26 protein-coding genes are annotated in these 26,004 nt (G+C 69.4%); 8 read left to right on the top strand and 18 right to left on the bottom strand.

What is annotated here, in order from left to right:
* Positions 1 to 12: 12 nt before the first annotated feature.
* The 5 genes from WS64_RS05170 to WS64_RS34195 all read right to left on the bottom strand — a co-directional run bounded on the left by WS64_RS05170 (position 13) and on the right by WS64_RS34195 (position 4,775).
* Positions 13 to 465 carry a hypothetical protein gene (locus WS64_RS05170; RefSeq protein ID WP_060965902.1) on the bottom strand — a complete coding sequence of 151 codons (453 nt, stop codon included), beginning with the start codon at positions 463 to 465 and terminating at the stop codon, positions 13 to 15.
* Complete coding sequence (locus WS64_RS05165; RefSeq protein ID WP_060965901.1) at positions 465 to 1,874, bottom strand: phosphatase PAP2/dual specificity phosphatase family protein; 1,410 nt, start codon at positions 1,872 to 1,874, stop codon at positions 465 to 467. Before WS64_RS05165 ends, WS64_RS05170 begins: the two co-directional genes overlap by 1 nt.
* On the bottom strand, positions 1,871 to 3,640 hold the full coding sequence (locus WS64_RS05160) for a bifunctional alpha/beta hydrolase/class I SAM-dependent methyltransferase (RefSeq protein ID WP_060965900.1): 1,770 nt from the start codon (positions 3,638 to 3,640) through the stop codon (positions 1,871 to 1,873). Before WS64_RS05160 ends, WS64_RS05165 begins: the two co-directional genes overlap by 4 nt.
* Positions 3,641 to 3,719: 79 nt before the next feature.
* Positions 3,720 to 4,325, bottom strand: a complete 606-nt coding sequence (locus WS64_RS05155) for a CDP-alcohol phosphatidyltransferase family protein (RefSeq protein ID WP_059573799.1) — start codon at positions 4,323 to 4,325, stop codon at positions 3,720 to 3,722.
* Between the two features lie 15 nt (positions 4,326 to 4,340).
* Positions 4,341 to 4,775: a hypothetical protein gene (locus WS64_RS34195; RefSeq protein ID WP_155720391.1), complete on the bottom strand. Its 435-nt coding sequence runs from the start codon at positions 4,773 to 4,775 to the stop codon at positions 4,341 to 4,343.
* A gap of 18 nt (positions 4,776 to 4,793) precedes the next feature.
* Between WS64_RS34195 and WS64_RS05145 the strand changes: the two genes are divergently transcribed.
* Positions 4,794 to 5,426 carry a lysophospholipid acyltransferase family protein gene (locus WS64_RS05145; RefSeq protein ID WP_060966891.1) on the top strand — a complete coding sequence of 211 codons (633 nt, stop codon included), beginning with the start codon at positions 4,794 to 4,796 and terminating at the stop codon, positions 5,424 to 5,426.
* A gap of 34 nt (positions 5,427 to 5,460) precedes the next feature.
* Positions 5,461 to 6,390, top strand: a complete 930-nt coding sequence (locus WS64_RS05140; protein WP_060965899.1) for a phosphatidate cytidylyltransferase — start codon at positions 5,461 to 5,463, stop codon at positions 6,388 to 6,390.
* Between the two features lie 41 nt (positions 6,391 to 6,431).
* Here WS64_RS05140 and WS64_RS05135 read toward each other — a convergent pair whose 3' ends face one another.
* The 4 genes from WS64_RS05135 to WS64_RS05120 form a co-directional block, all read right to left on the bottom strand.
* Positions 6,432 to 7,256, bottom strand: a complete 825-nt coding sequence (locus WS64_RS05135; RefSeq protein ID WP_060965898.1) for a hypothetical protein — start codon at positions 7,254 to 7,256, stop codon at positions 6,432 to 6,434.
* A 255-nt stretch (positions 7,257 to 7,511) separates the two neighbouring features.
* Positions 7,512 to 7,823 carry an AtuA-related protein gene (locus WS64_RS05130; RefSeq protein ID WP_059573802.1) on the bottom strand — a complete coding sequence of 104 codons (312 nt, stop codon included), beginning with the start codon at positions 7,821 to 7,823 and terminating at the stop codon, positions 7,512 to 7,514.
* Positions 7,823 to 9,184: an acyclic terpene utilization AtuA family protein gene (locus WS64_RS05125; protein ID WP_060965897.1), complete on the bottom strand. Its 1,362-nt coding sequence runs from the start codon at positions 9,182 to 9,184 to the stop codon at positions 7,823 to 7,825. Before WS64_RS05125 ends, WS64_RS05130 begins: the two co-directional genes overlap by 1 nt.
* Positions 9,185 to 9,224: 40 nt before the next feature.
* Positions 9,225 to 10,523, bottom strand: coding sequence for a CitMHS family transporter (locus WS64_RS05120; protein ID WP_060965896.1), 1,299 nt, complete (start codon positions 10,521 to 10,523; stop codon positions 9,225 to 9,227).
* Between the two features lie 97 nt (positions 10,524 to 10,620).
* On the opposite strand from WS64_RS05120, the gene WS64_RS05115 reads away from it, so the two are divergent.
* Positions 10,621 to 11,517 carry a LysR family transcriptional regulator gene (locus WS64_RS05115; RefSeq protein WP_060965895.1) on the top strand — a complete coding sequence of 299 codons (897 nt, stop codon included), beginning with the start codon at positions 10,621 to 10,623 and terminating at the stop codon, positions 11,515 to 11,517.
* 40 nt (positions 11,518 to 11,557) lie between these two features.
* On the opposite strand, the gene WS64_RS05110 is transcribed toward WS64_RS05115, so the two are convergent.
* Both WS64_RS05110 and WS64_RS05105 read right to left on the bottom strand, forming a co-directional pair.
* Complete coding sequence (locus WS64_RS05110; RefSeq protein WP_059640914.1) at positions 11,558 to 12,142, bottom strand: flavin reductase family protein; 585 nt, start codon at positions 12,140 to 12,142, stop codon at positions 11,558 to 11,560.
* Between the two features lie 132 nt (positions 12,143 to 12,274).
* Entirely contained in the window at positions 12,275 to 12,700 is a 426-nt protein-coding gene (locus tag WS64_RS05105; protein WP_060965894.1) for a VOC family protein, read from the bottom strand.
* Positions 12,701 to 12,812: 112 nt separating this feature from the next.
* On the opposite strand from WS64_RS05105, the gene WS64_RS05100 reads away from it, so the two are divergent.
* The 3 genes from WS64_RS05100 (at position 12,813) to WS64_RS05090 (ending at position 16,876) form a co-directional block, all read left to right on the top strand.
* On the top strand, positions 12,813 to 13,703 hold the full coding sequence (locus WS64_RS05100) for a LysR family transcriptional regulator (protein WP_060965893.1): 891 nt from the start codon (positions 12,813 to 12,815) through the stop codon (positions 13,701 to 13,703).
* Positions 13,704 to 14,098: 395 nt separating this feature from the next.
* The gene (locus tag WS64_RS05095) at positions 14,099 to 15,259 is read left to right on the top strand and encodes a porin (RefSeq protein WP_060011690.1); all 1,161 of its coding nucleotides are present in this window, start codon (positions 14,099 to 14,101) and stop codon (positions 15,257 to 15,259) included.
* Positions 15,260 to 15,667: 408 nt separating this feature from the next.
* On the top strand, positions 15,668 to 16,876 hold the full coding sequence (locus WS64_RS05090; protein WP_060965892.1) for a lytic transglycosylase domain-containing protein: 1,209 nt from the start codon (positions 15,668 to 15,670) through the stop codon (positions 16,874 to 16,876).
* 31 nt (positions 16,877 to 16,907) lie between these two features.
* On the opposite strand, the gene WS64_RS35475 is transcribed toward WS64_RS05090, so the two are convergent.
* From WS64_RS35475 to WS64_RS05080, 3 genes are all read right to left on the bottom strand, one after another.
* A complete protein-coding gene (locus WS64_RS35475; protein WP_269138939.1) occupies positions 16,908 to 17,039 on the bottom strand; it encodes a hypothetical protein in 132 nt (43 codons plus the stop codon).
* Between the two features lie 6 nt (positions 17,040 to 17,045).
* Positions 17,046 to 17,381, bottom strand: a complete 336-nt coding sequence (locus tag WS64_RS05085; protein WP_059640920.1) for a hypothetical protein — start codon at positions 17,379 to 17,381, stop codon at positions 17,046 to 17,048.
* Positions 17,382 to 17,646: 265 nt separating this feature from the next.
* Positions 17,647 to 18,393, bottom strand: a complete 747-nt coding sequence (locus tag WS64_RS05080) for a MipA/OmpV family protein (RefSeq protein ID WP_060965891.1) — start codon at positions 18,391 to 18,393, stop codon at positions 17,647 to 17,649.
* A gap of 246 nt (positions 18,394 to 18,639) precedes the next feature.
* Here WS64_RS05080 and WS64_RS05075 point away from each other — a divergent pair, with 246 nt between their 5' ends.
* Positions 18,640 to 19,368, top strand: coding sequence for a response regulator (locus WS64_RS05075; RefSeq protein ID WP_059640922.1), 729 nt, complete (start codon positions 18,640 to 18,642; stop codon positions 19,366 to 19,368).
* Positions 19,369 to 20,754, top strand: a complete 1,386-nt coding sequence (locus WS64_RS05070) for an ATP-binding protein (protein WP_060965890.1) — start codon at positions 19,369 to 19,371, stop codon at positions 20,752 to 20,754.
* Between the two features lie 44 nt (positions 20,755 to 20,798).
* Here the strand turns inward: WS64_RS05070 and WS64_RS05065 are convergent, their stop codons facing one another.
* The 4 genes from WS64_RS05065 to WS64_RS05050 are packed head-to-tail and all read right to left on the bottom strand — an operon-like array spanning position 20,799 to position 25,712.
* A complete protein-coding gene (locus tag WS64_RS05065) occupies positions 20,799 to 21,839 on the bottom strand; it encodes a FecCD family ABC transporter permease (protein WP_060965889.1) in 1,041 nt (346 codons plus the stop codon).
* Positions 21,836 to 22,828, bottom strand: coding sequence for an ABC transporter substrate-binding protein (locus WS64_RS05060; RefSeq protein ID WP_060965888.1), 993 nt, complete (start codon positions 22,826 to 22,828; stop codon positions 21,836 to 21,838). The genes WS64_RS05065 and WS64_RS05060 overlap by 4 nt, the downstream gene beginning before the upstream one ends.
* A complete protein-coding gene (locus WS64_RS05055; protein WP_060965887.1) occupies positions 22,825 to 23,610 on the bottom strand; it encodes an ABC transporter ATP-binding protein in 786 nt (261 codons plus the stop codon). Before WS64_RS05055 ends, WS64_RS05060 begins: the two co-directional genes overlap by 4 nt.
* Positions 23,611 to 23,621: 11 nt before the next feature.
* Entirely contained in the window at positions 23,622 to 25,712 is a 2,091-nt protein-coding gene (locus WS64_RS05050) for a TonB-dependent receptor (RefSeq protein ID WP_060966890.1), read from the bottom strand.
* Between the last annotated feature and the right edge of the window lie 292 nt (positions 25,713 to 26,004).

Raw genomic sequence — 26,004 nt, 5'->3', positions numbered from 1 at the left:
CTTGCGCTGGCCCTAACCGATTGGCGACACCGCGATCGCGAGCCCGACGACGAGCCACTGCACGATCGCGACGAGCACCGCGGCCCGGCACAGCCCGACCGCGCCGCGCACGCGTGCGTCGAGCGTGCGCCCGGCCTTCGCCGCGTCGATCCAGCCCAGATCGGCAAGCGCACGGTCGAGCGCCGCGAGCCCGTCGCCGACCGCCCCGTCGCCTTGCGCCGCCCGCGCCAGCGCGGCAAACAGCCGCCGATCGATCTCGATGCGCACCGCGTACCACAGCGCCGCGATCCCCGATCCCGTGCTGACGAGGGCCAGCAGTACCCGGGCGAGCGTCGCGGGCGCCCAGCCCGCCGCGATCCACCCGCCCGCGCCGGCCGCGGCCAGCGCGGCCGCGAGCGCCCATGCACCCGCATCGAGCGCGCCGCGTGCGGCGGCGATCCTGAACGGCGCGGACGGATCGCGCATCACACGCGCCCCGCGTCGCGCCGGCGATCGATCCACTGCTGCAGCACGGCCACGCCGTCATCCGACCAAACCGCGCGCGGCCGCACGGCGCGCACTGCGGCCAACGCGTCGCGCGCATCGGTGAACCCGCGCCGCGCGGCGAGCCACGCCGCCGCGCACAGCACGCTGCGCCCGTAGCCGAGCGCACAGCAGACCAGCACGTCGCGCCCTTCGCCGTGCAGGCGCTCGAGCGCCGCGACGGCCTGCGCGAGCTGCGCCGCCGTCGGCGCGACGAGGTCGAGCTGCGGCACGCACGCATACGCGAGCGATGCGTCGGCCACCGCCCAGCGCGGCATCTCGGCAGTCAGGTCGACCAGCGCGGAGAAGCCGTGGCGCCGGATGTCGCGCGTCGTCGGCGTCCGGCCGATCGACACGCGTTCGTCGATCCGCACCGGCGCCGGCTGGCGGAACGTCCACAGCCGCGAATTGACGAACGCGCCGGCGATCGTCGGCGCGAGCAGCGCGCCGATGAAGACCGGAAACCGCCCGTGCGCGTCCTTCTGGAACGCGCCGGGCGCGCCGCGCCGGTAAGCCCACGCGACGCAGGCGAGCGCCAGCGCGCCCCACCCCGCCGCCAGCGCCCCGGCCGGCGCACGCGGCACGCAGGCCAGCGCCGCGCATGCGACCAGCGCGGCGCCGAACGCATAGCGGCGCGCGAGCGTTCGGCCGGCCTGGCTCGGCGATGCATCGGCGCCCGGCAACCGGCCCGCGGCGTCGCGCAGCGGAAACAGGAACAGCGCGAGACAGCCGACGGCCGCCCCGGTCGGCACGTCGATCGCGTGATGCTGGTACGTCGTCAGCACCGACACGCCGATCGCCGCGAACCACAGGTGCAGCACACCGCGCGCGAACGTGCCGCGCAGGTGCTTCGCATAGACGGCCCACAGCACGACGAGCAACCCGATATGCAGCGACGGCGCCTGGTTGAACGGCTTGTCGAAGCCCATCAGCAGCGTGAACAGCGCGCCGGCCACGCCGCCCGCGTCGGGCCGCTCGAAGCCGAAGCGCAGCGGCCACGCGATGAAGCATGCGACCGACACCAGTTGCACCGTCAGCAGCCGTTTCACGTGATCGAGCAGATCGTCGCGGCGCGTCCAGAAGAAGAACGACAGCGCATACAGCAGATCGATCGACCAGTACGGCACGATCGTCCACGGCACGAACGGGATCGCATGCTCCCAGCCGAACGCGAACGTCGGCACCGCGGCGCGGCGCGCGGCAAGCCAGTTCGCGAAGCCGTACGTCGAGAAGAACACGGTGCCCATCGCCGCGAGCCAGCCGAAACGCAGCGCGAACGACGCGCCGCGCGCACCGGCCGCCGGCTCGGCCAGCTCGCCGCCCGCACCCGCGCCGCTGCCGAGCGCGCTCATGACGCGTCGACCCGCTGCGCGAGACTGACCGTGAAGATGCCCATCTCGTCGATCCGCTGGTCGAGCTTGCGGAAGCCCGCCCGCGCGACGAGCTCGTCCATTTCGGCCTGCGAACGGCGGCGCATCACCCACGTCGACTCGCCGCGGTGATTGTTCAGCGCGCGCGCGATGAATTCGAGCTGCGGATGCCACGGCTGCCCCGTGTAGACGAGATAGCCGCCCGGCGGCACGGCCTGCGCGAGCCCGCGCAGCGAGCGCTCGATCAGCGCGTTCTCGCCGAACAGCTCGTACAGGCCCGACACGATCGCGAGCGTCGGCCGCGGCTCCAGCGTTGCGAGCGACGCCTCGTCGAACGCGTCGCCGCGCTCGAAGCGCGCGATCGGCTCGAGGCCGCGCTGCGCGATCAGCACGCGCCCGGCCTCGACGTTCGGCGGGCTGTAGTCGCGCAGCGTGATGTCGTCGGGCGCCGCGCCGTCGCGCTCGGCGGCCATCGCGATCGCGTCGAGCACGTAGCGCCCGTGACCGGCCGCGATGTCGACGATCCGCACCGGCGTGCCGTGCGCGCGCAGCCGGCCGATCGCCGCGCCGATCAGTTCCTGCAGATGCACCTTGCGCTGGCGGATGCCGACCCAGCCCGGCGAATCGAGATACGTGCGGTCGATCAGCGCGCCGATGCCGAACCGCCCCTGCGCGCGGTTGCGGTACACGTAGTCGAGCGTCGAGCCCGAATCGAAGCCGAGCCGCAGCCCGAGCGCGATGCCGTCCGACAGCGCGCCGCCGGCTTTCAGCCCGGCGCGCGTGAGCGCCCAGTACGCCCGGGCGAACACGTTGGCCGGCGGCCGGCCGAGCGCCGCGTATTCGTCGTGGAACGCGCCGCGCCGGTCGGCATCGGCGAGCGACACGCGCGCGCTCGGCGCATCGAACTCGCGCAGCACGAACGCGCGCAGCGGCGCGAGCGCCTGGGCCCGATCGCGCTCGCCGAGCGTGTCGTGGTAGAAGCCCGGCAGCACGATACGCTCCTTGCGCGCCGAGCCGAGCCGTTCGAAGAAGCGGTCCTGCGGGCCGCGATGCACGACCCAGTCGGCGCCCGAGATCAGCAACTGCGTCGGTACGGTGATCGCGGCCGCGTCGGCGACGATCCGCTGCGCGGTATCGTGCAGGTCGAGCAGCATGTTGACCGCGATCGGCCGCGTGATCAGCGGATCGGACGCGTAGCTCGCGATCCGTTCGGGATCGTGCGTGAGGAATTTCGGCTTCACGTAGCTGTTCACGTAGAACAGCCCGCGCAGCTTGTGCATCAGCCGCAGCCCCGGCCGCGCGAACGGCACGTAGAGCTTGATGTGGAATGCCGGCGACGCGACGACCAGCGCGCGGATCGGCGGCGCGTAGTCGTGCACCCAGGCCGCCGCGAGCACCGCGCCGACGCTCTGGCCGACGACCGCCATCTCCTCGATCGCGATGCCGTGCGTGTCGCGGATATGCTCGACGAAGGTCTGCAGGTCGCGCACCGACGCGGCCGCGCTCGGGCTGTAGCCGCGCGCGCCCGGCGAGCGGCCGTGGCCGCGTGCGTCCCACGCAAAGAACGCGAAATCCGGCAGGTCGAGCTCGTCGACGAGGTGCGCGACGCGCGCCGAATGTTCGTGCCCGCGATGCAGCAGCACGATCGCGCCGCGGCAGCGTGCGCCCGTCGCGGGCCAGTGGCGGTAGAACAGCGTTGCGCCGTCGTGCGTGATGAAGTCGGCCTCGCGGGCCGTGCGTGCGTTCATGCGATCTCTCTCGTTTCGTTATTCGAATCATGCGGCGCCGCCCTCCGGCGCCGGTCCCGCCCCCCGCGTCGGCGGCCGATCAGCCGCCCGCTTCGGCGATCCCGGCCTGCACGCGCCGCACCGCCGTCACGATCGACAGCACGATCAGCAGCCGCCACAGCCACGCGGCGGCGCCGCCGACCGGCAAGCCGAGGCCGATCCACAGCGCGAACGCGCCGAGGGCCAGCGCCCGGTCGCTCTTGCCGAACGGGCCGTCGTAGCGGCGCGTCGCGCCGACGAGCGGGCCGATCAGCCCCGCGCATTCGACGATCACCGCCGTCAGCGCGAACAGCCAGACGTCCGCCGGCGCGAACGCAGGAATGGCGAGGAACGGCAGCACGAGCGCGACGTCGGACACGATGTCGCCCAGCTCGTTCAGGTATGCGCCGAGCGTGCTCTTCTGCCCGTGCTCGCGCGCGAGCATCCCGTCGATCGCGTTGAGCGCCATCCGCGCGAACAGCCACAGCGGAATCAGCAGGAACAGCGCGCGGGCGAACACGCCGAGCCCGGCGAGCGCGCCGACGACGATCGAGCCGCCGGCCGCGAACAGCGTGACCTGGTTGGCCGTGACGCCACGTTCGGCGAGCGAATTCGCGAACGGGCGCAGACGGTTCTGGAATTTGGGTTTGAGTGCGTAGAGGCTCATCGTTTCGTATTCGTATTATTCGCGCGGCACGGTCGGATAGTTTCCCGCCGCCATGCCCCGGGCGGCGAAACGGCCTTCGTCGGCCTGGATTGAACGGCCCTCATCGTCGCCGAGCGGCCTCCATGCGTCAAGCATGGCGGCGCGAACCGCCCGCGCGGCGGCAATCTGGCGTTTTTCGGCGAAACTCGCGATAATCCGCTGGCCCGATCGCGGCGAGATCCATTCGAGCGGCAGCGGGCACTCGTGCAACAGCCGATTATCACGCCGCCGACCGGCGCATTCGCCGCGACGCACCAGCGTGCGACGGCGAATCGTCCGATTATCGCGGACCTGCGACAGGCAGCCACGAACTTTGAAAAAATTTAAACAAGAGCCGTCCGGCGCGCATCCTGCCGCGCCGGCATTCCGGGGTTCCGCCCACCGCGCGTGCGCGGCGGGCCGGGCATGCACGCAGGAGGCCGCGCGCCGATGAACATCCTCAACGTCTGGCAGCGCGATTTCCTGCTGTCCATCGTGCGGCTCGTCGCCGGCGCGTATCCGGTCTGGCATCAGGCGCCGCCGTCCCCGACGCAGAAGATCTATTTCTCGAACCATACGAGCCATATCGACACGCTCGCGATCCTCGCCGCGCTGCCGCGCGACGTGCGCGCGGTCGTGCGGCCGGTCGCCGCGCGCGACTACTGGGACAGCAGCGACCTGAAGCGTCACATCGCGCAGAAGCTGCTGAACGTCGTGCTGATCGACCGTCATCGCGAATCGGGCGGCGACCCGCTGGAGCCGGTGCGCGACGCGCTGCGGCAGGGCCACTCGATCATCATCTTCCCGGAAGGCACGCGCGGCGCCGACGTGCTGCCGCAGCCGTTCAAGAGCGGGCTGTTCCATCTCGCGACCGAATTCCCCGACGTCGCGCTCGCGCCCGTCTACCTCGAGAACCTGCAGCGCATCATGCCGAAGGGCGCGATCTGGCCCGTCCCGCTGATCTGCAAGGTGCATTTCGGCGCGAACGAAGCGCTCGGCGCGCAGGAAGACAAGCCGACGTTCCTCGCCCGCATGCGCGCCGCGGTCGTCGCGCTCGCGCCGCCGCAGCGGCCGGCCGGCTGAGCGCGCCCCCTTCTCCCTTTTCCGGATACCAACCATGCGAACCCTCTTCTGGGAACTGGTCGCGGGCGTCACGGGCGTGCTCGTCGTCGCGACCGTGATCGGCGCGATCCTCGGCGCGCGCAGCGGCGGCGCGAGCCCGACCATCGTCAACCTGAACCAGCGCATCCGCGCATGGTGGGCGATGATCGCGATCATGGCCGTCGCGATCGGCCTCGGCAACAACGTCACGTACCTGGTGTTCGCGCTGCTGTCGTACCTGACGCTGCGCGAGTTCATCACGCTCACGCCGACCACCGCGAGCGACCATACGACGCTCTTCATCGCGTTCTTCATCGCGATTCCCGTGCAGTACCTGCTGCTCGGCATCAACTGGTACGGGATGTACTCGATCTTCGTGCCCGTGCACCTGTTCTTCGCGATGTCGCTCGTGTCGGCGCTCACGCAGGACACGCGCGACTTCCTGAGCCGCAACGCGAAGATCAACTGGGCGCTGATGGTGTGCGTGTACGGGCTGAGCCACGCGCCGGCCGTGCTGATCCTCGACATTCCGCGCTACGCGGGGCAGAACGCGCTGCTGCTGTTCTTCTTCCTGTTCGTCGTGCAGATCAGCGACGTGCTGCAATACGTCGTCGGCAAACTGTTCGGACGCCGCAAGATCGCGCCGCAGTTGTCGCCGTCGAAGACGGTCGAGGGCTTCGTCGGCGGCGGGCTGCTCGCCACGCTGTGCGGCGCGTCGCTGTATCGCGTGACGCCGTTCGGCTTCGGCGCGGCGTTCGGGATCTCGCTCGCGATCGTGATCGCGGGCTTCGTCGGCGGGCTCGTGCTGTCGGCCGTCAAGCGCTCGCTCGGCACGAAGGACTGGGGCTCGATGATCGCCGGCCACGGCGGCATGCTCGATCGCGTCGATTCGATCTGCTTCGCCGCGCCGGTGTTCTTCCACCTGGTGCGCTACCTGTACGCGTGAATGCGCGGGCGGTGCAACGTCGCCCGTTCCCGCGCGGAGGATCAGTACCCGTCGCGCAACGCCTTCGGCACGACGTAGCGGCCGCGCGCGGCGTCGAACTTCACCGTGTAGCGTGCATGGATGGCCTTGTCGCCGCGCGTACCCGTTTCCGTGACCGTCAGCGGATAGACGTCGCCCGTGCCGGCCGTGTCCGGCGCGATCTCGAAGCGGCGTTCCTCGCAGCGCGCGCGGGCGTTCGCGCATTCCGTCGACTCCGCGTTGTCGAGCGCCTCGTCGATGCGTGCCGCCGCATGCACCAGCGCATTACCGACCGGCAGCCAGATAGAACGGAAGCGTTGCGTATAGCCTTGCCGCGTGTCGCTTTCGCCGATCACGAACCCGAACAGGTGCGGCCCGAGCCGCTCGATGTGCACCGTGCCCGGTTCGCCGCGCCCGCCCGATGCGATCTCCGTTTTCTTCGCGACCGGCTCGAGCGTCCTGCCGTCCGGCGAAGGCTTCAGCACGTACAGGTCGATCGCGCCCGGCGTCGCGTCCGAATCCATGCCCGGCATCCCGTTCTGCACCGCCGCCTCGGTCTCGCCGCACATCGCGAGCAGCGTGCGCGGGCCGTCCGCGGTCGCCACGCGCAGCACGCCGCACGGCGAATGGATGAAATCGTCGCCGTCCGCCTGCCAGCCCTTGCGGCTCGCGCGCCAGTTGCCGTACGTGTCGTGGATGAAGGTTTTCAGTTGACGGTCGGGCTGGGCCGGCTCGGCGGCATGAACGGGCGACGGTGCGGCGAGCGCCGTGAGTCCCGCGAGCGCGCCAAGGGCGGCGAGCGAAGCCAAGAGCGGCTTGAGACGTATGGTCGGGTTCTGGGCAGTCATGACGAGATCAGGTCGGATGGGTGTGCGGCGGATTGTTGCAGAATCGGCGGGTCCCCGTCGATCCTTCACACGTCGTCCGGGGCGGAAAAGAATGGCGACCGCCCGTTGCCGACGACGACGCGCCCTGCATCGTTGCCCATCACGTCATCGCCTCGTGCCTGCGCACATCGCCGGCGCGCGCATCGAGCACGCGCACGGGCCGCGAACTGCCGATTCCGTGCGCGCCCGGCCGCGTCCCGACCGCGACGCCCGCCATCACGCCGGATCCGGCACCTCGATCGCCAGCAGCGCCGAACTGACCGACTTGCCGTGCGCATCGAGCGCGAGCGAGCGCGTCACGCCACCGCCGAGCGCATCGCTCAGCACGAAGTTGAACGCACCGAGCGCCGGCAATTCGTAGCGCACGACGTCGCCGTGCACGATGCCCGCGAGCCATGCCTTCACCGCCTGCGCATCGAGGTGGGTGCGCAGATGATCGTAATGACGCGGATCGCGGCAGATGACCGACACGTTCAGCGTATTGCCCTTGTCGCCGGTGCGCGCATGCGCGAGTTCACGCAGTTGCATCAGCCCTCCACGAATGAAAACGACGGCGTCACGGCCGAGCGCGGCAGCAGCACCGACTGCACGGCGATCACCTCGCGCGTCGACTTGAACGCGCCGCCGCCGCCGGCCGGCCCGTTCGTATAGAGCGTCTCGACTTCGTTGCCGATTCGCGCGGCCTCGGCGGCGTTCGCCGCGCGGCCGGCCACCCGCACGCGCACCTCGGCCGGCTCGCCGCGCACGGCCGGCGTCGCGTCGCCGTACAGCGCATCGACGCCGATCAGGTCGAAGCGCAACTCGCTCGCCGCGACACCGGTCAGCGCGAGCCGCTCGCGAACGATGTCGAGCGCAAGACGCGCCCGCGCGAGCGCACCCGGCCCGCCGTACGAGATCTGCCCTTCGCCGATCCAGCCGTCGACATACGCGACCGACACCTTCAGCGTGTCGGGCCGCGCGGCGCCGCGCCCGCCCGTCACGCGCACGCGATCGGTCGCCTCCTCCGCGACCGCCACGCGCGTGAAATCGGCCACGACGTCGGGCTGCAGATACCGCGCCGGGTCGTGAATCTCGTAGAGCAATTGTTCCTTGCAGGTCGCCGCGCTCACGCGGCCGCCCGCGTGCGGCACCTTCGTGATCACGACCGAGCCGTCGGCCGCGACCTCGCCGATCGGGAACCCGAGCCGCGCCAGATTCGGCACGTCCTTGTAGCCGGGATCGGCGAAATAGCCGCCCGTCACCTGCCCCGCGCATTCGAGCAGATGGCCGACGACGGTCGCCTGCCCGAGCGTGTCCCAGTCGTCCATCCGCCAGCCGAATGCGTGGATCAGCGGCGCGGCGAACAGCGACGGATCGGCGACGCGCCCGGTCAGCACGACGTCCGCGCCGGCCGCGAGCGCGTCGACGATCGGCGCGGCGCCGAGATACGCGTTCGCGGATACGATACGGTCGCGATACGCGGCGACCTCGTCGCCCGATTCCTCGAAACGGAACGCGCCGCGCAGCACGACGTCGAGCACGTCGTCGCCTTCGACCGCCGCGACCTTCAGCCCCGCGATGCCGAGCGACTGCGCGATCCGCGCGGTACGCCGTGCGGCCGCGCGCGGGTTCGCCGCACCCATGTTCGACACGATCCGCACGCGCTTGGCCGCCGCGACCGGCAGCACCGCCTGCATGCGCGCGTCGAGCAGCGGATCGTAGCCGAGCGCCGGATCGTTGCGCCGCGCCTGCTGCGCGATTGCGATCGTGCGCTCGGCGAGGCATTCGAAGACCAGGTAGTCGAGTTGCCCGTGTTCGGCCAGCTCGACCGCGGGCTCGATCCGGTCGCCCGAGTAGCCGGCGCCCGCGCCGATGCGCACGCGCCGTTCATGTGAAGGCTTTGCTGTCATGTCCGTACCGTCGTCCGGCGGAGCACGCCGCCGGGAAGAATCAAAAGACGCCGAGCACGACGCAGGCGATCGTCATCACGATCGACGCGCCGAACAACAGCGGAAACGTGAATTTCTGGTGCTCGGCGAGCTCGATCCCGCACAGGCCGACGACGAGGAACGTCGCCGGCGTGAGCGGGCTGACCGGGAACCCCGTCGTCATCTGGCCGAGCAGCGCGGCCTGCCCGACCTGCACGGCCGGCACGCCGAGCTGGCCGGCCACTTCCGCGATCACGGGCAGCACGCCGAAGTAGAACGAATCGGGATCGAACAGCATGCTGAGCGGCATCGACGCGAGGCCGAGCGCGACCGGAATGTGGCCGGCCATCGACGGCGGCACGAAGCCAACCGCCGCCTGCGCCATCGCCTTCAGCATCCCGCTGCCCTGCATGATCCCGGTGAACACGCCGGCCGCGAGCAGGATGCCGGCCATCATCAACGCCGCCCGCGCATGTGCGTCGATGCGCTTCCGCTGCATGTCGACGTCGGGGTAATTCACCATCAGCGCGATGCACAGCCCGACCATGAACATGATCGCGGGCGGAATCTTCTCGCCCATCACGACCATCGTGCCGAGCACGACGAGCGTCAGCACGACGTTGAACCAGAACAGATGCGGCCGGCGCAGCGCCTGCTCGTCGGCCGTCAATTCGCGCCTGGGCAGCGGGATCGACGCATCGTCGCGCGACAGGCCGAGCCGCTTCTCCTCGCGCCGCCCGAGCCAGTACGCGACGCCGAACACGAACACGAGCCCGATCGCCTGCACCGGAATCAGCGGATTGAACAGCGCCGACACCGGCAGGTGCAGCGACGCGGACGCGCGGATCATCGGCCCCGTCCACGGCAGGAAGTTGATGCCCGCGGCCATCGACACGGCGGCGGCCAGCACGCGCCGGTCCATCTTCAGCCGGTCGTACAGCGGCAGCACGGCCGGAATCGTCACGAGAAAGCAGACGGCGCCCGAGCCGTCGAGGTGGATCAGCAGCGCGAGCAGCGTCGTGCCCATCACGATGCGCGTCGGCCGCGTGCCGACCGCGCGCAGGATCCGGTCGATGATCGGGTCGAGCGTGCCGGCATCGGTGATCGTCCCGAAATAGAGGATCGCGAACACGAACATCCCGACCACGGGCGCGAGGCCCTTCAGCCCGTCGATGACGAACTTGCTGGTGTGCAGCCCGAAGCCGCCGATCAGCGACGCGGCGATCGGCACGATGATCAGCGCGACGAGCGGTGACATCCGCTTCGACAGAATCGCGGCCAGCAGCACGACGATCGTGCCAAGCCCGAGTAACGGCAGCATCCGTGTCTCCTACCTTGTCTTTTGTTGGAGACGAGCGTAAGGTCGGCGCAGCGATAGCACAATTGAAATGATTTGATCGTAGCAATCACGAATCGTTATGGATCTGAATCTTCGGGACATTCGCGCGTTCGTCACCGTCGCGCACGCCGGCAACTTCACGCGCGCGGCCGCGCGGCTGCACCTGTCGCAGCCGGCGCTGACCGTGCAGATCCGCCGGCTCGAGGAAATCGTCGGCGCGCGCCTGTTCGACCGCAACAGCCGCAGCGTCGCGCTCACGCAGACCGGGCGCGAGTTGCTGCCGCTGTTGCAACGCTCGCTCGACGACATGGAGCGCGTGCTGCGCGATGCGCGCGCGCTCGGCGAAGGCGCGAGCGGCACGGTGCGGCTCGCGTGCCTGCCGACCTTCGCATCGAGCATGCTGCCGGAGCTGATCCAGTCGTTCCGGCGCGACGTGCCGCGCGCGGGCTTCGAGATCCGCGACGGCGTCGCGAGCCTCGTCACCGCGCTCGTGCGCAACGAGGATGCCGATCTCGGGCTGACCGGCGGCGACACGTTCGATGCGTCGTTGGAAGTGCTGTATGTGGGCGCGGACCGGCTCGTCGCCGTGTGCCCGAAGGATCATCCGCTCGCGCGCAAGCGCCGCGTCGGCACCGCCGACGTCGCCGGCGTGCCGCTCGTGCTCACCGCGCAGGGCACGAGCGTGCGCAGCGTGGTCGATGCCGCGCTGGAAGCGGCCGGCTGCACGGCCGACATCGCGTGCGAGCCGACCTACATGATGACGGCCGTCGCGATGGTGCGCGGCGGCCTCGGCGTGACGATCCTGCCCGCGACCGCCCGCGAGGTGCGCGCCGAGCCCGATCTGGTCGCGAAGCCGATCGACGATCCCGCGTTCGTGCGGCCGATCGCGCTCGTCGTCAAGCGCGGGCGCACGCTGCCGCGCGTCGCGCAGGCGTTCGCCGACCTCATGCTGGCGGAATTGAAAAAACGCGCGTGACGCGCGGTTCCCACATCGGGACGGTTCGCGCGTCGCTTACTTACCGCGCGTCCGGGTCGACGTGCAGCGATTCGCCGATCGCATAGAAATTGCCGCCCGCGATGTAGTGCAGGCTGCGCAGCGCGGGATCGGCCGATTCGAAATACCAGTGGCCGTCGCGGAACACGCGCGTGTCGGACCACGCGGCGACCACCTCGCCGATGAACAGGTCGTAGGTCTGCTGGTTGTGCGGCTCCGGAATCAGCCTGCACGCGAGCCAGCCCGAGCAGCCGGCGACGAACGGCAGGTCGTGGCCGTCGACGTCGAACAGCGTGACGCCCGCCTCGCGCAGCTTGTCGGGCCGCTCGGCAAGGCTGTGGCTGCCGACCGCATGCGTGAGCCGCAGTTGCGCGGCCGTCGGCACCTGGATCACGAACGTGCCGCTGCGCTCGACGAGCTCGCGTGTCTTCGCGGATTTGTCGAGCACGACCGTCAGCTTCGGCGGCAGGAAGTCCAGCGCGCACGCCCACGCGGCGGCCATCACGTTGTCGACGCCGTCGTGGCGGGCCGACACGAGCACGGTCGGGCCGTGATTGAGGAGACGGTAGGCTTTGTTCAGCGCCACCGGCGCGATGTGACTGTTCATACGGGCTCCCTGGAGAACGGCGCGCACGGACGGAGGCCGTGCGGCGCGGCGCCGGCCGTCGCACCTGCGCGCGGCCGGATCCGAGGCCGCATTCTCGCACCCGATTTCGGTCGGCGCAGGCGCCGCGGCAGGTCACTTCGCGAACAGTTGGCCGATGTCGCGAAACGCCTTGAACTCGAGCGCATTGCCGCACGGATCGAACAGGAACATCGTCGCCTGTTCGCCGACCTGCCCCTGGAACCGCACATACGGCTCGATCACGAACGTCACGCCGAACGAACGCAGCCGCTGGGCCAGCGCCTCCCAGCTTGCCCAGTCGAGCACGATCCCGAAATGCGGCACCGGCACGTCGTGGCCGTCGACCGCATTCGTATGCGCGCTTTCCTGCGACGCGGTTTTCGGATGTTCGTGGATCACGAGCTGATGGCCGTAGAAGTTGAAGTCGACCCACTGCGCGCTCGAGCGCCCCTCTTCCAGCCCGAACACGCGGCCGTAGAAATCGCGCGCGGCCGGCAGGTCGTGGACGGGAATCGCCAGGTGAAACGGGGAAAGACTCATGATGGCCTCGTGAAGGAGCGCTCGCGGGGCGCGAGGACGGCACCATGGTAGACAAGCCCGGACAAAAATTAAATCAATATAAAATTGGCTGATTCACAAACGGAATTGATGAATGATCCGCGAACTGAAAACCCTCGTCGCCGTCGCCCGGGAAGGCACCTTTGCCGCCGCCGGCAACCGTATCGGGCTCACGCAGGCGGCCGTGAGCGCGCAGATGCAGCGCCTCGAAGCCGAACTCGGCTTCGCGTTGTTCGACCGGCAAGGGCGATCGGCGCGGCTCAACGAAATGGGTCATCACGTGCTGGACCAGGCGCAGACGCTGATCGGCCTGTACGAGAACCTGAGTTCGACCGCGCCCGGCTCGCCGGCCGCCGTGCGCGTGACGATCGGCGCGATCGCATCGGTGCAGAGCGCGCTGCTGCCGGCCGCGCTGGCCGATTTCCATCGCCGGCACCCCACATGCCGGACGCGCGTGATACCGGGGCTGTCGATCGAGCTGGTCAACCGGGTCGACGCGGGCGAGATCGACATGGCCGCGATCATCCGGCCGCCGTTTGCGCTGCAGAGCGACCTGCACTGGACGACGCTCGCACAGGAACCGTTCCGGCTGATCGTGCCGCGCGGCGTGAAGGGCAAGGACTGGGCCGCCCTGCTCGCGAGCGAGCCGTTCGTGCGCTACGATCGCGCGTCGTTCGGCGGCCGCCAGGTCGACCGCTTTCTGCGCAAGATGCACATCGCGGTGCGCGACACCTGCGAACTCGACGAGCTCGACGCGATCGTCAAGCTGGTCGAGAACGGCATCGGCGTCGCGATCGTGCCGCAAACCGCCGTGTATCGCCGCTGGCCGGCCGGCGTGCGCGCGATCGACCTCGGGCATCACACGTTCCATCGCGACATCGGCCTCGTGCATCGCGCGCGGCGCACGATGTCGGAACCCGCGCAAACGCTGGCGCAACTGATCGAGGCGGCGTCGCGGCGACGCTCGCCGCCGCAAGCCGCATGATCGACGCGTGGCGGCCCGGCGGCGAATGGGCAAGCCGCGATGTCGTCCGCCCGGCGCGAATTGCCCGCCTTTATCACATTCATTCCGGCCACGCCAATTCAATCCGTTAAATAACGATTTGACGAAAAAATAACAATGTCGGCAACGGGGAAATTCAACCGAAAAGCGCGTCGAATTATCACGAGACACGCAAAACGCAATGACGAACGCCCGAAATTCGCCGCCTATTGATACACAACGGTCAATAATCCAAATCCCTCAATGGTGAATTTCCTGGAAAAGCCATGTCTTCACCAGGCCACAATAGAGAATTTCATTTTTGCGGTTTTATCGCGGCTCTGTAGTCTCCTGCCATTCCGGATCACGAACCCACACCAATGCGCAAGGAGAATGAAATGAAACGCACGACCCTCTCGCTGATTTCGCTCGCATCGTTCGCGGCGATGCCCGTCGCGCATGCACAGTCGAGCGTCACGCTGTACGGCGTGATCGACACGTCGATCACCTATGTGAACCATGCACAAGGCAAGGACAACGCGTGGATGCTCGGCAACAGCAGCGCGGGCAACCTCGCCGGCAGCCGCTGGGGCGTGAAAGGCACCGAGGATCTCGGCGGCGGGCTGAAGGCGCTGTTCCAGCTCGAGAACGGCTTCGACCCGAGCAACGGCCGGCTGGGCCAGGGCAACCGCCTGTTCGGCCGGCAGGCCTTCGTCGGGCTGGCGAGCGACCGCTACGGCACGCTCACGTTCGGCCGCCAGTACGACCCGCTCATCGATCTCGTGCAGGGCATCACCGCCGACAACTATCTGGGCAGCGCGTTCGCGACGCCGGGCGACGTCGACAACTACGACAACAGCTTCCGCGTCGACAACGCGGTGAAGTACACGTCGGCCGTCTATTCGGGCCTGCAGTTCGCGGCGATGTATTCGTTCGGCGGCATCGCCGGCAGCACCGGCGCCGCGCAGTCGTACTCGGCCGCCGTGTCGTACAACAACGGGCCGTTCAGCGTCGCGGGCGGCTACTTCCACGCGACCAACAGCCCCGCGTCGAGCGGCGTGCGCAACGGCTGGACGAGCTCGTCGGACGGCACGTTCGACGGCCCGATCAACAACGGCTACGCGAGCGCCCATTCGATCGGCATCGCGCGCATCGCGGGCCAGTACGTCGCCGGCCCGTTCACGTTCGGCCTCGGCTACAGCAACGCGCAGTACCGCCGCGACGCCAGCTCGGTGTTCGGCTCGAACGAGCACTACAACACGGGGCAAGGCTTCGTGAACTACCAGGCGACGAATGCGCTGCTCGTCGGCGTCGGCTACAGCTACACGCGCTCGGGCGGCGACACGTCGGCGACCTATCACCAGGTATCGGCCGGAGCCGACTACAACCTGTCGAAGCGCACCGACGTCTACCTGACCGCCGCGTACCAGCACGCGAGCGGCCAGACCGGCGACGGCAAGGGCGGCTCGATGGCCGCGCAGGCATCGATCGGCTCGTACGGTTATGCGGGCACGAGCTCGCAGACGATGGTCAACCTCGGCCTGCGTCACCGTTTCTGATCGCGATACGGCAGGACGGCCGGCCGCGCGCGGCGCGACCGGCCGAATCCGCATTGCGCAAACGGCGGCTTCGGCCGCCAATTTTTTATCGCTTTCCATCGCACGGCCGCCGGCCGATTGTCCCTGTCGCGCCGCTTATCGCCGGCTTTACCACGCGCTCACGCAGCACGTCAGGTTTCCATCGCCGCCGTTGCATTCGCATTCGCGCACGCATTCGCACAATTTCCGGCCATTTTTACCGATCATGCATCGTCCCGGCCGCTGATCCGGCGCGATAAAAATGCCCGGCGAACGCGCGGGCAAATGCAAAGGAAAGTTTGACGCGAACCATTTGCCCGCCTGCTATGGCACACTTCGCGTCTGCGTAATTTCCTTGCACCGGGCGGCCGGATTCCGCCCCATCCTGCCATGCCGCGTCATACTTCTCGCCCGCTCGGTCGCGCCACGCCGACCATCGCCTCGACGATCGCGCTCTCCTGCGCGCTCTGCGGCGTCGCGCGGGCCGACTGCCTGGACGACGCGGCCGCGTTCCAGCACGTGAGCGTCAGCCTGATGCGCGGCATCGCGCAGGTCGAATCGGGAATGAATCCGAACGCGGTCAACACCAATACCAACGGCACGGTCGACATCGGGCTGATGCAGATCAACAGCACGTGGCTGCCGACGCTCGCGCGCGAAGGCATCACGCGGGAAAGCCTGTTCGATGCGTGCACGAACGCGTATGTCGGCGCGTGGATCCTGTCGCAGAACATCCGCCAGCTCGGCCCCAACTGGAACGCGATCGGCGCGTACAACTCCGCGTCGCCCGACAAGCGCCTCGCGTATGCGCGCAAGGTCTATGATGCAATCCGGACCATGCCGGATTCGCCGGATACTCCCATGCCCATCCTTCCACCGTCCTTCACGCCGCCGCAACAGGCGCAGACGTACAACCCGTTCGCGAGCCTGAGCGTGTCGGCGCCGCCCGTCACGCGCGCACGCACGATATCGCCGGCCTCGCCGCCTCCGCCGCCGCAGGGCGGCCCCGCCGGCCCGGCCGGTACGTACAACTTCGGATGGACGGTCACCGGCGCCGACCAGGCCAAGCCGACCCAGGTGTTCGACGACGGCGCACGGGTCTACGTGCAGTTCAGCGACATGAAACACGTGCCTGCGATCTTCACCGAAACGTCGGCCGGGCGCGTGCTGATGTCGTGGGAGCTGCAGTTTCCGTATGCCGTCGTGACGCGTCCGGCGCAAACGTTGATCTTCCAGCTCGGGCCGTTCGAAGCGCGCGCGCAGCGAGGGGCGGCGGCCGCCGGCATGACCGCGCAGGCCGGGACGGCGGGCACGGCAACGGGCGGGGCATCGAAGAAATCGGCCAGTGCGGCCGCGAACGCGGCGACGAACGCGGCGCCCAATACGGCCGCGAAACGCACGGCCTCGGCGGATGCGCTGTGGTACGTGAATACGCCGTCGACGTCGGGCACGGCGGCAGCCTCGCCTTCGACCGCGAATATTCCCGCCACGCTGCCGACGGCCATCACGTCGAACACGCCGCCGCCCGCGCCGGCTCAGGCACCGGCCGCTCAGCCGTCGCGCGCCAGCGCGGACGCGCTGTGGTACATCTCGAAGTGACGCGCGTCCGACCGCACGCGCATCGCGGCGATCATGGGCTCGCGGTCGGCCGCGGTTCGGGCGCGTTCATGCCGTCCACCCATTGCAGCTCGGCCGTGCCGTTCTGCCTGAAATACACGCGCAGATAACGCGACGTCGACGATTCCGGCTGCGGAATCGTCACACGCCCTCACCCGCGCCGCACCCAGATCACCTTGCCGTCGCGAATGCCGAGATTGCGGCGCTCCTCGCGATAGTCCATCGTGCCCGGCAACGACTTGCCGTCGCGCTCGAGCACGCGCCACAGGCAACCGTCGAGCAGCGCGGCCGCATCGGTTTCGGTCTTGCCGACCAGCGCGTCATCCGGCGTGGCGTCCGCCTTGCACGCCGGCGCGCCGCCCGGCTGCGCGGGAATCGTCGCCGCGCCGCCGGCGGTGGCGTTGCGGTGCTGCGTGTTCATGTCTGCACATCCTGCAAAAGTTGCGCTCGCAACGAGTGCAACGAGCATCGCGATCGTGTTCTTCATCGGTTTCTCCCTGTCTCGGCCCGGCGCAGCAGGTGCAGGATGCGCGAACATACCGGGCGTTGGATTCATGATTGGTTGTGCGCGCCATCGCGCCAGTCAAGCATTGTATTGCGCGACCCATTCGAGTCGAACCGGCTCCGCGCCACCGCCTCGACCGTAGCCGAAGCCGAAGCCGAAGCCGAAGCCGAAGCCGCCTTCATGTTACCGCACCGATCCGCGGCGCAGTCATGCTGCCCGTACCGGGAGCAGGCGAATCATGGGCCGGTCAGAACTTGTACGTCACGCCGGCCAATCCGTAGTAGTTGCTGCGCGTCTGCACGATCGGGCTGTCGCCGTAGCGTCCGAGCAGCCGCGTGAAGCCGCTGGTCGCATGCGCGGACCAGTGTCGCGACACGCTCCAGTTCCACGCGAGCGACAGCGTTGCGCTATCGACCCCGCCGCTCGTCGAATACGGGCTGAAGCCGCTCGCCGCCGACTGCGCGTCGGTCACGCCATAGAACGTCTGCATGTAGCGCCCCGTGCCGGCATGCACGCTGCCGGTCACGACAATATCGTGACGACCGGCCTTGAACACCGGCACCGCGAGATCGACATGGCCGGACAAGCCGCGCGACGTATGCGTGACCGGTGCATCGATAGTGACGCTCAGTTCGCCGCCATCGAGCAGTTGCACGCCCGCACGCATGCCGACAAGCACCGAACCGGGGATCCGGCCCATCCCCTTCAGGTGATCCGAACCCGCCAGGTCGAAACGGTTTTCGTCGGAACGGCCAGCGGAATAGCCGAGCGCCGCCGACACGAACGCCCCGTTCGGCAGGTTCAACCGGTAGCCGGCACCGGCCGCCGTGTCGATGAAGAAGCCGTTGCCGAACATCGCGGAGAACGACGGCGCGACGACGGCGCGATACTGGTTGCTGCCCTGGTAGCGCGGGGAAAAACCGCCGCCAAGCGATATCGCGTACTGGTTTTCGGCGTGGGCAACGGCAGCCAGGGTCAGGCCGGCAAGCGGCATGCAATAGCGCAACGAGCGCAGCGAGCGGAGGGATGGACTCACGATGTCGATACAAGAGTGACGGAGCCCGAAGTCTAGATACGACGGCGCGGCGGCACTGTCCTGAATCTGCGGCAAATGTGTGCTCAATTGTGATCGTTTGTTCCCGATTGTCGTATCGCGGCCCCGGCGGCGGCAACGCCGGATAGAATTCGCGGACCGCGTTCATCAGCATGAAAACGCTGAACGCGCGCATCCGACGAGACCATGAATGACAATCCGCTTAAATACCGTGTCCTTCTGATCGAGGACGACGACCGCCTCGCGCAGCTCGTGCGCGAATACCTCGACGGTTATGAATTCGCGGTGACGGTCGTGCGGCGCGGCGACCTCGCGGTCGCGGCGGTGCGCGAGCACCGGCCGGCCCTCGTGATACTCGACCTGATGCTGCCGAACCTCGACGGGATGGAGGTCTGCCGGCGCATTCGCGCGTTCACCAACGTGCCCGTGCTGATCCTCACCGCGCGCGCCGACGTGTACGACCAGGTCGCGGGCCTCGAAACCGGCGCCGACGACTACGTGACCAAGCCGATCGAGCCGCGCGTGCTCGTCGCCCGCGCCCGTGCGCTGTTGCGCCGCGCACAGCCCGCCGCGGCCGAACCGGCGGCCGACACGCAGCCGCACGCCCTCGTGTTCGGCGAGCTCACGATCTCGCCGCCGAACCGCACGGTCACGTGGCGCGGCGAACTCGTCGACCTGAAGACCACCGAGTTCAACCTGCTGCTGATCCTCGCGCGAGCGGCAGGCACCGTGCTGAGCCGCGACGACATCCTGAAGCAGCTGCGCGGCATCGAATTCGACGGGCTCGACCGCTCGGTCGACTCCGGCATCTCGAAGCTGCGCCGGCGCTTCGAGGACGCCTCGTCGGAGCCGCACCGGATCAAGACGATCTGGGGCCGCGGCTATCTGTTCAGTCCTTCCGCGTGGGACGAGTAAATGCTGCGCCCGTTGATCAAGCTGTATCTCATCGTGATCGTGTGCTGCGCCGCATCGATCATGTTGATTCAATACTCGTTCAACCGAATCTTCTACGAGCGTGTGGCCCAGGCGCAGCGCGATTCGTTGACCACGTATGCGTTCGTGCTGAACGACTACCTCGAACGCCATCCCGGAGCGAAACGCACGCTCGCGCTGCGTGAACTCGCGCAGCACGGCAACGAGCGATTCGGTTTCGTGACGATGGCCGATGCGCGCAGCCAGTTGAGCGGCGCGCCGCTACGCGATCTCGATGCGGGCAGGATAGCGATCAGCTACGATCGCATGCATTACTACATGCCGATGGGGGATGGCTCGGTCCTGCATGCGAGCCCGACCCCGCCCGCCGACCTCGACATCAGGATTTACGCATACGCAGTGGTCGCGCTCGCGGCGCTGTTCGCGGTCGCGCTCTGGACGTCGTATCACTGGCGCGACCTGCGCCGGCTGCAGAATGCCGCACGTGCGTTCGGCGCGGGCGACCTCGCGACGCGCGTGAAGCTGTCGAGTCGCTCGAACATCTACGAGCTGTCGCAGCAGTTCAACGACATGGCCGCGCGCATCGAGGCGTCGATCAAGCAGCAGCGCGAAATGATGCACGGCATCTCGCATGAACTGAAAACGCCGCTCGCCCGACTCGAATTCGGGCTCGCGCTGCTCGCCGACGCCGACGAAACGGGCCGGATGCGCGAGCGCCGCGACGCGCTGCGGCGCGACGTGCGCGAACTCGACGAGCTCGTCACCGAGCTGCTGACGATCGGCCGGCTCGAACAGGGGGCGAGCGAACTCACGCCGATGGAAGTCGACGTCGACGCGCTGATCGACAGCGTCGCCGGCAACGTCGCGGACGACATCGCCGATCGCGGCATCGCGCTCGACGTGTCGACGCTCGATGCGCCCGCGACCCATGTCTGCGATCCAAAGCTCGTCGCCCGCGCGCTGCTGAACCTGATTCGCAACGGCGCGCGCTATGCGTCGCGCAAGGTCGTGCTGGCCGCCACGCGAGACCGGTCCGGCGCGCTCGTGCTGAGCGTCGACGACGACGGCCCCGGCATTCCGGCCGCCGAACGTGCCCGCGTGTTCGAGCCGTTCCAGCGGCTGGACTCGAGCCGCGACCGGCAGACCGGCGGCTTCGGGCTCGGGCTCGCGATCGTGCGGCGCGTCGCGCAGGTGCACGGCGGCGACGTGCGGCTCGAGGATTCGCCGCTCGGCGGCGCGCGCTTCGTGATCACGCTGCCCGTGCGCGCGCTGCCTGACACGCTCTTCGACGTCGCGCAGGGCGCGGCGAGCACGCACGCCGACGCGCGGCGCCGCAGCGGCGCGGGTGCGGTCATCCCGCTTCGATAAAACACGCGGCGCGGTCGGCCTGCCCCGCCCGACCGCGCCGCCGCTCAGCGCTGACGCAGCAGCGCGACGAAGAACAGACTGCCGAACAGCGCGGTCACGATGCCGATCGGCAGATCCTCCGGCGCCGCGAGCGTGCGCGCGGCGACATCGGCCCACACGAGCAGAATCGCGCCCGCGAGCGCGGCGACCGGCAGCAGCCGGCCGTGCTCGGCGCCGACGACGCGACGGCACAGATGCGGCGTCACGAGCCCGACGAAGCCGATCGCGCCGCTCACCGCGACCATCGCGCCCGTCGCGAACGACGCGACGACGAACACCTCGCGCCGCATCCGTGCGCTCGGCACGCCGAGCGACGCGGCGGCGACGTCGCCCGACATCAGCGCATTCAGTTCGCGCCGGCGCGCATGGAGCGCGCCGACGGCGAGCACCGCGCACACGGCCGGCACCGGCAGCAGGTCCCAGCGCGCGAGCCCGACGCCGCCGAGCATCCAGAACAGCACCGACGAAGCGGCGCGCTGGTCGCCGAGATACAACAGCAGGTTGCCGAACGCGGCCATCATGAACGACACCGACACGCCCGCGAGCAGCAGCCGGTCCGATTCGAGCCGGCCGCTCCGGTAAGCGAGCGCGACCACGCACGCGGTGGCCGCGAGCGCCCCCGCAAAGGCGGCGGCCGACAGCGTGAACGGGCCGAACGCCGCGCCGGCCACCACCGTGACCGCGACCGCGCCGAGCATCGCGCCCGCGCTCACGCCGAGCAGATGCGGATCGGCCAGGCGGTTCGCGGTCGCCGCCTGCAACGCGACGCCGACCGTCGCCAGCGTCGCGCCGACGATCGCGGCCAGCAGCGCACGCGGCATCCGGATCAGCCACACGATGCTGTCGTCGCCCGCTGCCGCGGCGAACGCGTCGGCGCCGCCGAACGCCGACGCGACGTGCGCGGCGACGATCCGCACCGCGGCCGGCATTGCGATCGGCGCCGGGCCGAACGCGGCCGACAGGACGATCGACGCGATCAGCAGCACGGCCAGCGCCGGCAGCACCATGCGCATGCGAGGCCGCGCCGCCCGCCCGCGCACGCTCATCGCGCCGCTCCGGCAAATGCGGCCGGATACAGCGCGCGTGCGAGCGTCTCGACGGCCGCGACGTTCTCGGGGCCCGGCGTCGCGGCATCGTACGGAATCACGACGAAGCGCCGGTCGCGGATCGCGGCCACGCGCGCGAGCGCCGGCTGGCTCGACAGGAACTGCTGCTTCTGCGCGGCCGTGACCGCCGAATAGTCGACGATCACGATCACCTGCGGATCGCGCGCGACCACGCTTTCCCAGCTCACCTGCGTCCAGCTGCGCGGCAGGTCGTCCATCACGTTGCGTGCGCCCGCCGCCGCGAGCAGCGCGGTCGGCATCGCGAGCCCGCCTGCCGTCATCGGCTTGTCGGTGCCGCTGTCGTACACGAACACGCGCACTGGCGCCGGGCGCCCGATCGCACGCGACACCGCCGCGAGCCGCGCGCGCATCGCGGCGACGACCTGCGCGGCGCGCGCATCGACGCCGAAGATCCGGCCGAGATTGGTCAGGTCGCGGAACACGTCGTCGAACGATGCGGCCGACTGCTTCATCACGTGCGAACACGATTCGGTCAGTTCGTACGTGCGGATACCGAACGGCGCGAGCGTCGCCGGCGTCACCGGCCCGCCGACATGCATCCCGTAGTTCCAGCCGGCGAGATAGAAGTCGGCGCGCGCGGCGGCCAGCACTTCCAGCGACGGATACTGGCTCGCCAGTTCGGGCACGCCGCGCAATGCGTCGCGTACGCGCGCGGTGCCCGTCTTCCAGCCGCCGATGCCCGTATAGCCGACGAGCCGGTCCTTCAGGCCAAGCACGAGCATCATCTCGGTCAGGTTCACGTCGTTGCTCACCGCACGCCGTGGCGCGCGCTCGAACGTCACGTCGCGGTCGCAACTGCGCACGGTGACCGGATAGGCGAGCGCGTGAGCGGCCGCGCAGCCGAGCACGGCGGCGGCAAGCAGCCGGCGGGACACCAAGGATAAGAGGGGAAACGGCATGGCGGTCATTCCGGATGAAGCGGCGTGATGCGCGGGCGGCCCGTGACGGGATGGCGATCGACGAGCGCGGCGACGCCGAACACGTCGCGCAGCAGCGCTTCGGTGAGCACGTCGTCCGGCGCGCCGGACGCGACGACGCGGCCGTGCGCGAGCACATGGAGCCGGTCGCAATACGCGGCCGCGAGATTGAGGTCATGAATCGTCGCGAGCGTCGCGATGCCGAGGCGGCGCACGCGCGCGAGCAGTTCGAGCTGGTGACGCAGGTCGAGATGGTTGGTCGGTTCGTCGAGCAACAGCAGTTCGGGCTGCTGCGCGAGCGCGCGAGCCAGCAGCGCGCGCTGCTTCTCGCCGCCCGACAGCGACGCGAAGCGCTGGGCGCGACGCTCGACGAGGCCGACGTCGTGCAGCGCGGAGTCGACGATCCGGCGATCGTCGGCCGATTCCGCATCGAACGCCCGCTTGTGCGGCGTGCGGCCCATGCCGACCAGTTCGTCGACCGTCAGCCCGAAATCGTCCGGCGTTTCCTGCTGCAGCACCGCGATGCGCCGCGCGACCGCGCGCGGCCGCATGCGCCACACGTCCTCGGCGTCGAGCGCGACGCGACCCGCGTCGGGCCGCGCGTAGCGGAACACGCAGCGCAGCAGGCTCGTCTTGCCGCTGCCGTTCGGGCCGACCAGCCCGACGAATTCGCCTTCGGCCACCGTCAGCGTCACCGAATCGAGCACGTCGACCGCGCCGCCGGGAGACCAGCGCACGCGTTCGATGTCGAGCATGTGGGTGACGGCACGCATGTCGTGCCGGCCTAGAAGCGCATCGTCGCGACGAGCTCCGCCGAGCGCGACGGGCCGAGCAGCCATTGCTCGCCGCCGTTCGACGTCGTCACCGCGTACGTGCGGTTCGCGAGATTGCGCAGCGTCAGCGCGAGCTCGGTGCGCGACGTCGGCTGCCAGCGCAGCGACGCATCGAACACCGTATACGACGGCACCTGTATGCGATTGGCGTCGTCGCCGTAGGTCGGGCCGACGTAGCGCACGCCCGCATTCGCCTGCCAGCGCTCGGCGAACGCCCAGCCGAGCCACAAGTTCGCGGTCCGCTGCGGCACGCCGGTCGGCACGTTGCCGGCCCGCGACACCGTCGCGCCGCCGGCCGTCTGGTTGAATGCGTCGTAGCGCGCACGCAGCAGCGCGACGTTCGCATCGACCGTCCAGCCGTGCGGCAGCCGCGCGCCGCCCGTCAGCTCGACGCCGCGCGACGATTGCCGGCCAACCTGCTGGCGCAGCGCCGGATTGAACGGATCGGTGCTGAGCAGGTTGCGCTTCGTGATGTCGTACACGGCGAACGTCCAGTACGCGCGACCGTCGAGCAGCGTCTGCTTGAGGCCGGCTTCCCACTGTTCGCCGGTCGCGAGCCGGTAGCCCGCCTGCGACGCCGACAGCGTCAACAGCGAGCCGACACCCTCCGCGCCCGTCGTGTACTGCGCATACGCGCTGAACGTCGGTGCGATGTCGAACACGAAACCGGTGCGCCAGCCGACGTTCGCGAATCGCTTGTCGAAGCGCGCGCCGGTCGCGGCCTGCTCGCGGCTGAACGCGATGTGGTCGTAGCGCAGGCCGCTCACCCACGCGAGCCGCGGCAGCACCTCGAGCCGGTTCTCGGCGAATACCGCCGCCTGCCGCGCGCTGGTGCCGAACTGCGGCACGGTCGGGTCCGGGCTCGTGAATACGCCGGGATCGAAGCCGTGCGCCGGTACCGTCGTTTCGCCGCCGTACGGCGAATTGTTGATGCCGCTGAACGTGGTCTGGCTGAACTCCGTGCCGACGACGAAACGGTTCGCGCGACCGAACAACATGCCGTCGAAGCGCGCGCTCAGCCGGTCGCCGATCTGTCGCTGATGGTGGCCGATGTCGAGATAGTCGCCGCGCGTGACACGTCCCGTCGCGCGGTCCAGCACATACGATTCGGCATTGCGCCAGTGGCGGTTCGAGGTCAGGTAGTAGAGCTGGTTGTCGATCGTCACGCCGGCCGCGGGCCGGTAGCTGGCCGACAGGCGCGTCCACTGGTCGTAGTACGAAATCGTCGCGTCACCGACCGTGTAGTTCAGCTTGCGCAGCGACGGATCGAGCACGCCGTTCGGCGCGGGCACGCCATAGTACGTCGCGGGCATCTGGCGCCCGTAGTCGTACTCGAGCGTCAGCGTGAGCCGGGGGCTCACGTCGACTGTCAGCGCGCCGCCGATGGCCGTCGTATGCGTATCGGCCCGCTCGGCGAGACCGTTCGCGCGCGCATCGCTCGCGTAGAAGCGGTACGACAGCCGCGGGCCGAGCGCACCCGTCGTATCGAACGCGAAGCGCTTCGCGCCGTCGGGGCCGACGCCGGCCTGCAGCGTCGTCTCGCGCGCGCGCCGAGGCCGCTTCGGCACCACGTTCACGACCCCGCCGATCGCCCCTTCGCCGTACAGCACCGATGCCGGCCCGCGCAGCACCTCGATGCGCGCGACCGACCACGTGTCGAACGGAAACGTGATCGTGCCGGCCGCCGGCATCAGCCGCACGCCGTCGAGCAACATCGTCACCGATTCCTGCCCGCTGAAGCCGCGCACGCTCGATGCGGTGCCACCGGTGCCCGGTGCGATCGCGCTCGCAAAGCCGGCCGTGCGCGTGACCGCGTCGAGCACGGTGCGATCGCCGCGTGCTTCGATCGTATCGGCCGTGACGGTTTCGACGCTCGCGGGCGTGTCGAGGCTCGCGAGCCCGAGCCGCGAGCCCGTTTCGAGCGGTTGCGTCAGCGGGTCGGCCGGTGCGGACGAAGCCGTGACGCTGATCGCCGGCAGCGCGTGCCGGTCGTCCGGCGCCGATGCGGCGGCTTCGGCGGCCAGCGCGCCGGTGGTCGCGATCGCGCAGCCGACCAAGGTCGTGCAACCGCGTGCCGCGCGCGTGCGCCAGGCGCTCGCGTTCCGGCGCGGCGCGGCATGGCGCCGCGCCCCGCGCGCCGGGGTGTGTCCGATTCTCGTCACGTCGTATCGATCTTCGCAGGATGTCGTCGCACGCGAGCGGCCCGGGCAGCCCGCCCGGCCGGCGACGAAAACCTCGGATGATACAATATATCAACTTGATTCGTCAGGATTTTGACAGCTTGGGTTGCCGCTCCGCGCGTCTGTGGCGGGAAACCGAACGGCATCCGCGGCT

The organism is Burkholderia anthina (assembly GCF_001547525.1).
GTDB classification, from domain to species: domain Bacteria; phylum Pseudomonadota; class Gammaproteobacteria; order Burkholderiales; family Burkholderiaceae; genus Burkholderia; species Burkholderia semiarida.
Note: the sequence above shows the minus strand (reverse complement) of the source record. Positions and strands in the feature narration are given on the sequence as shown.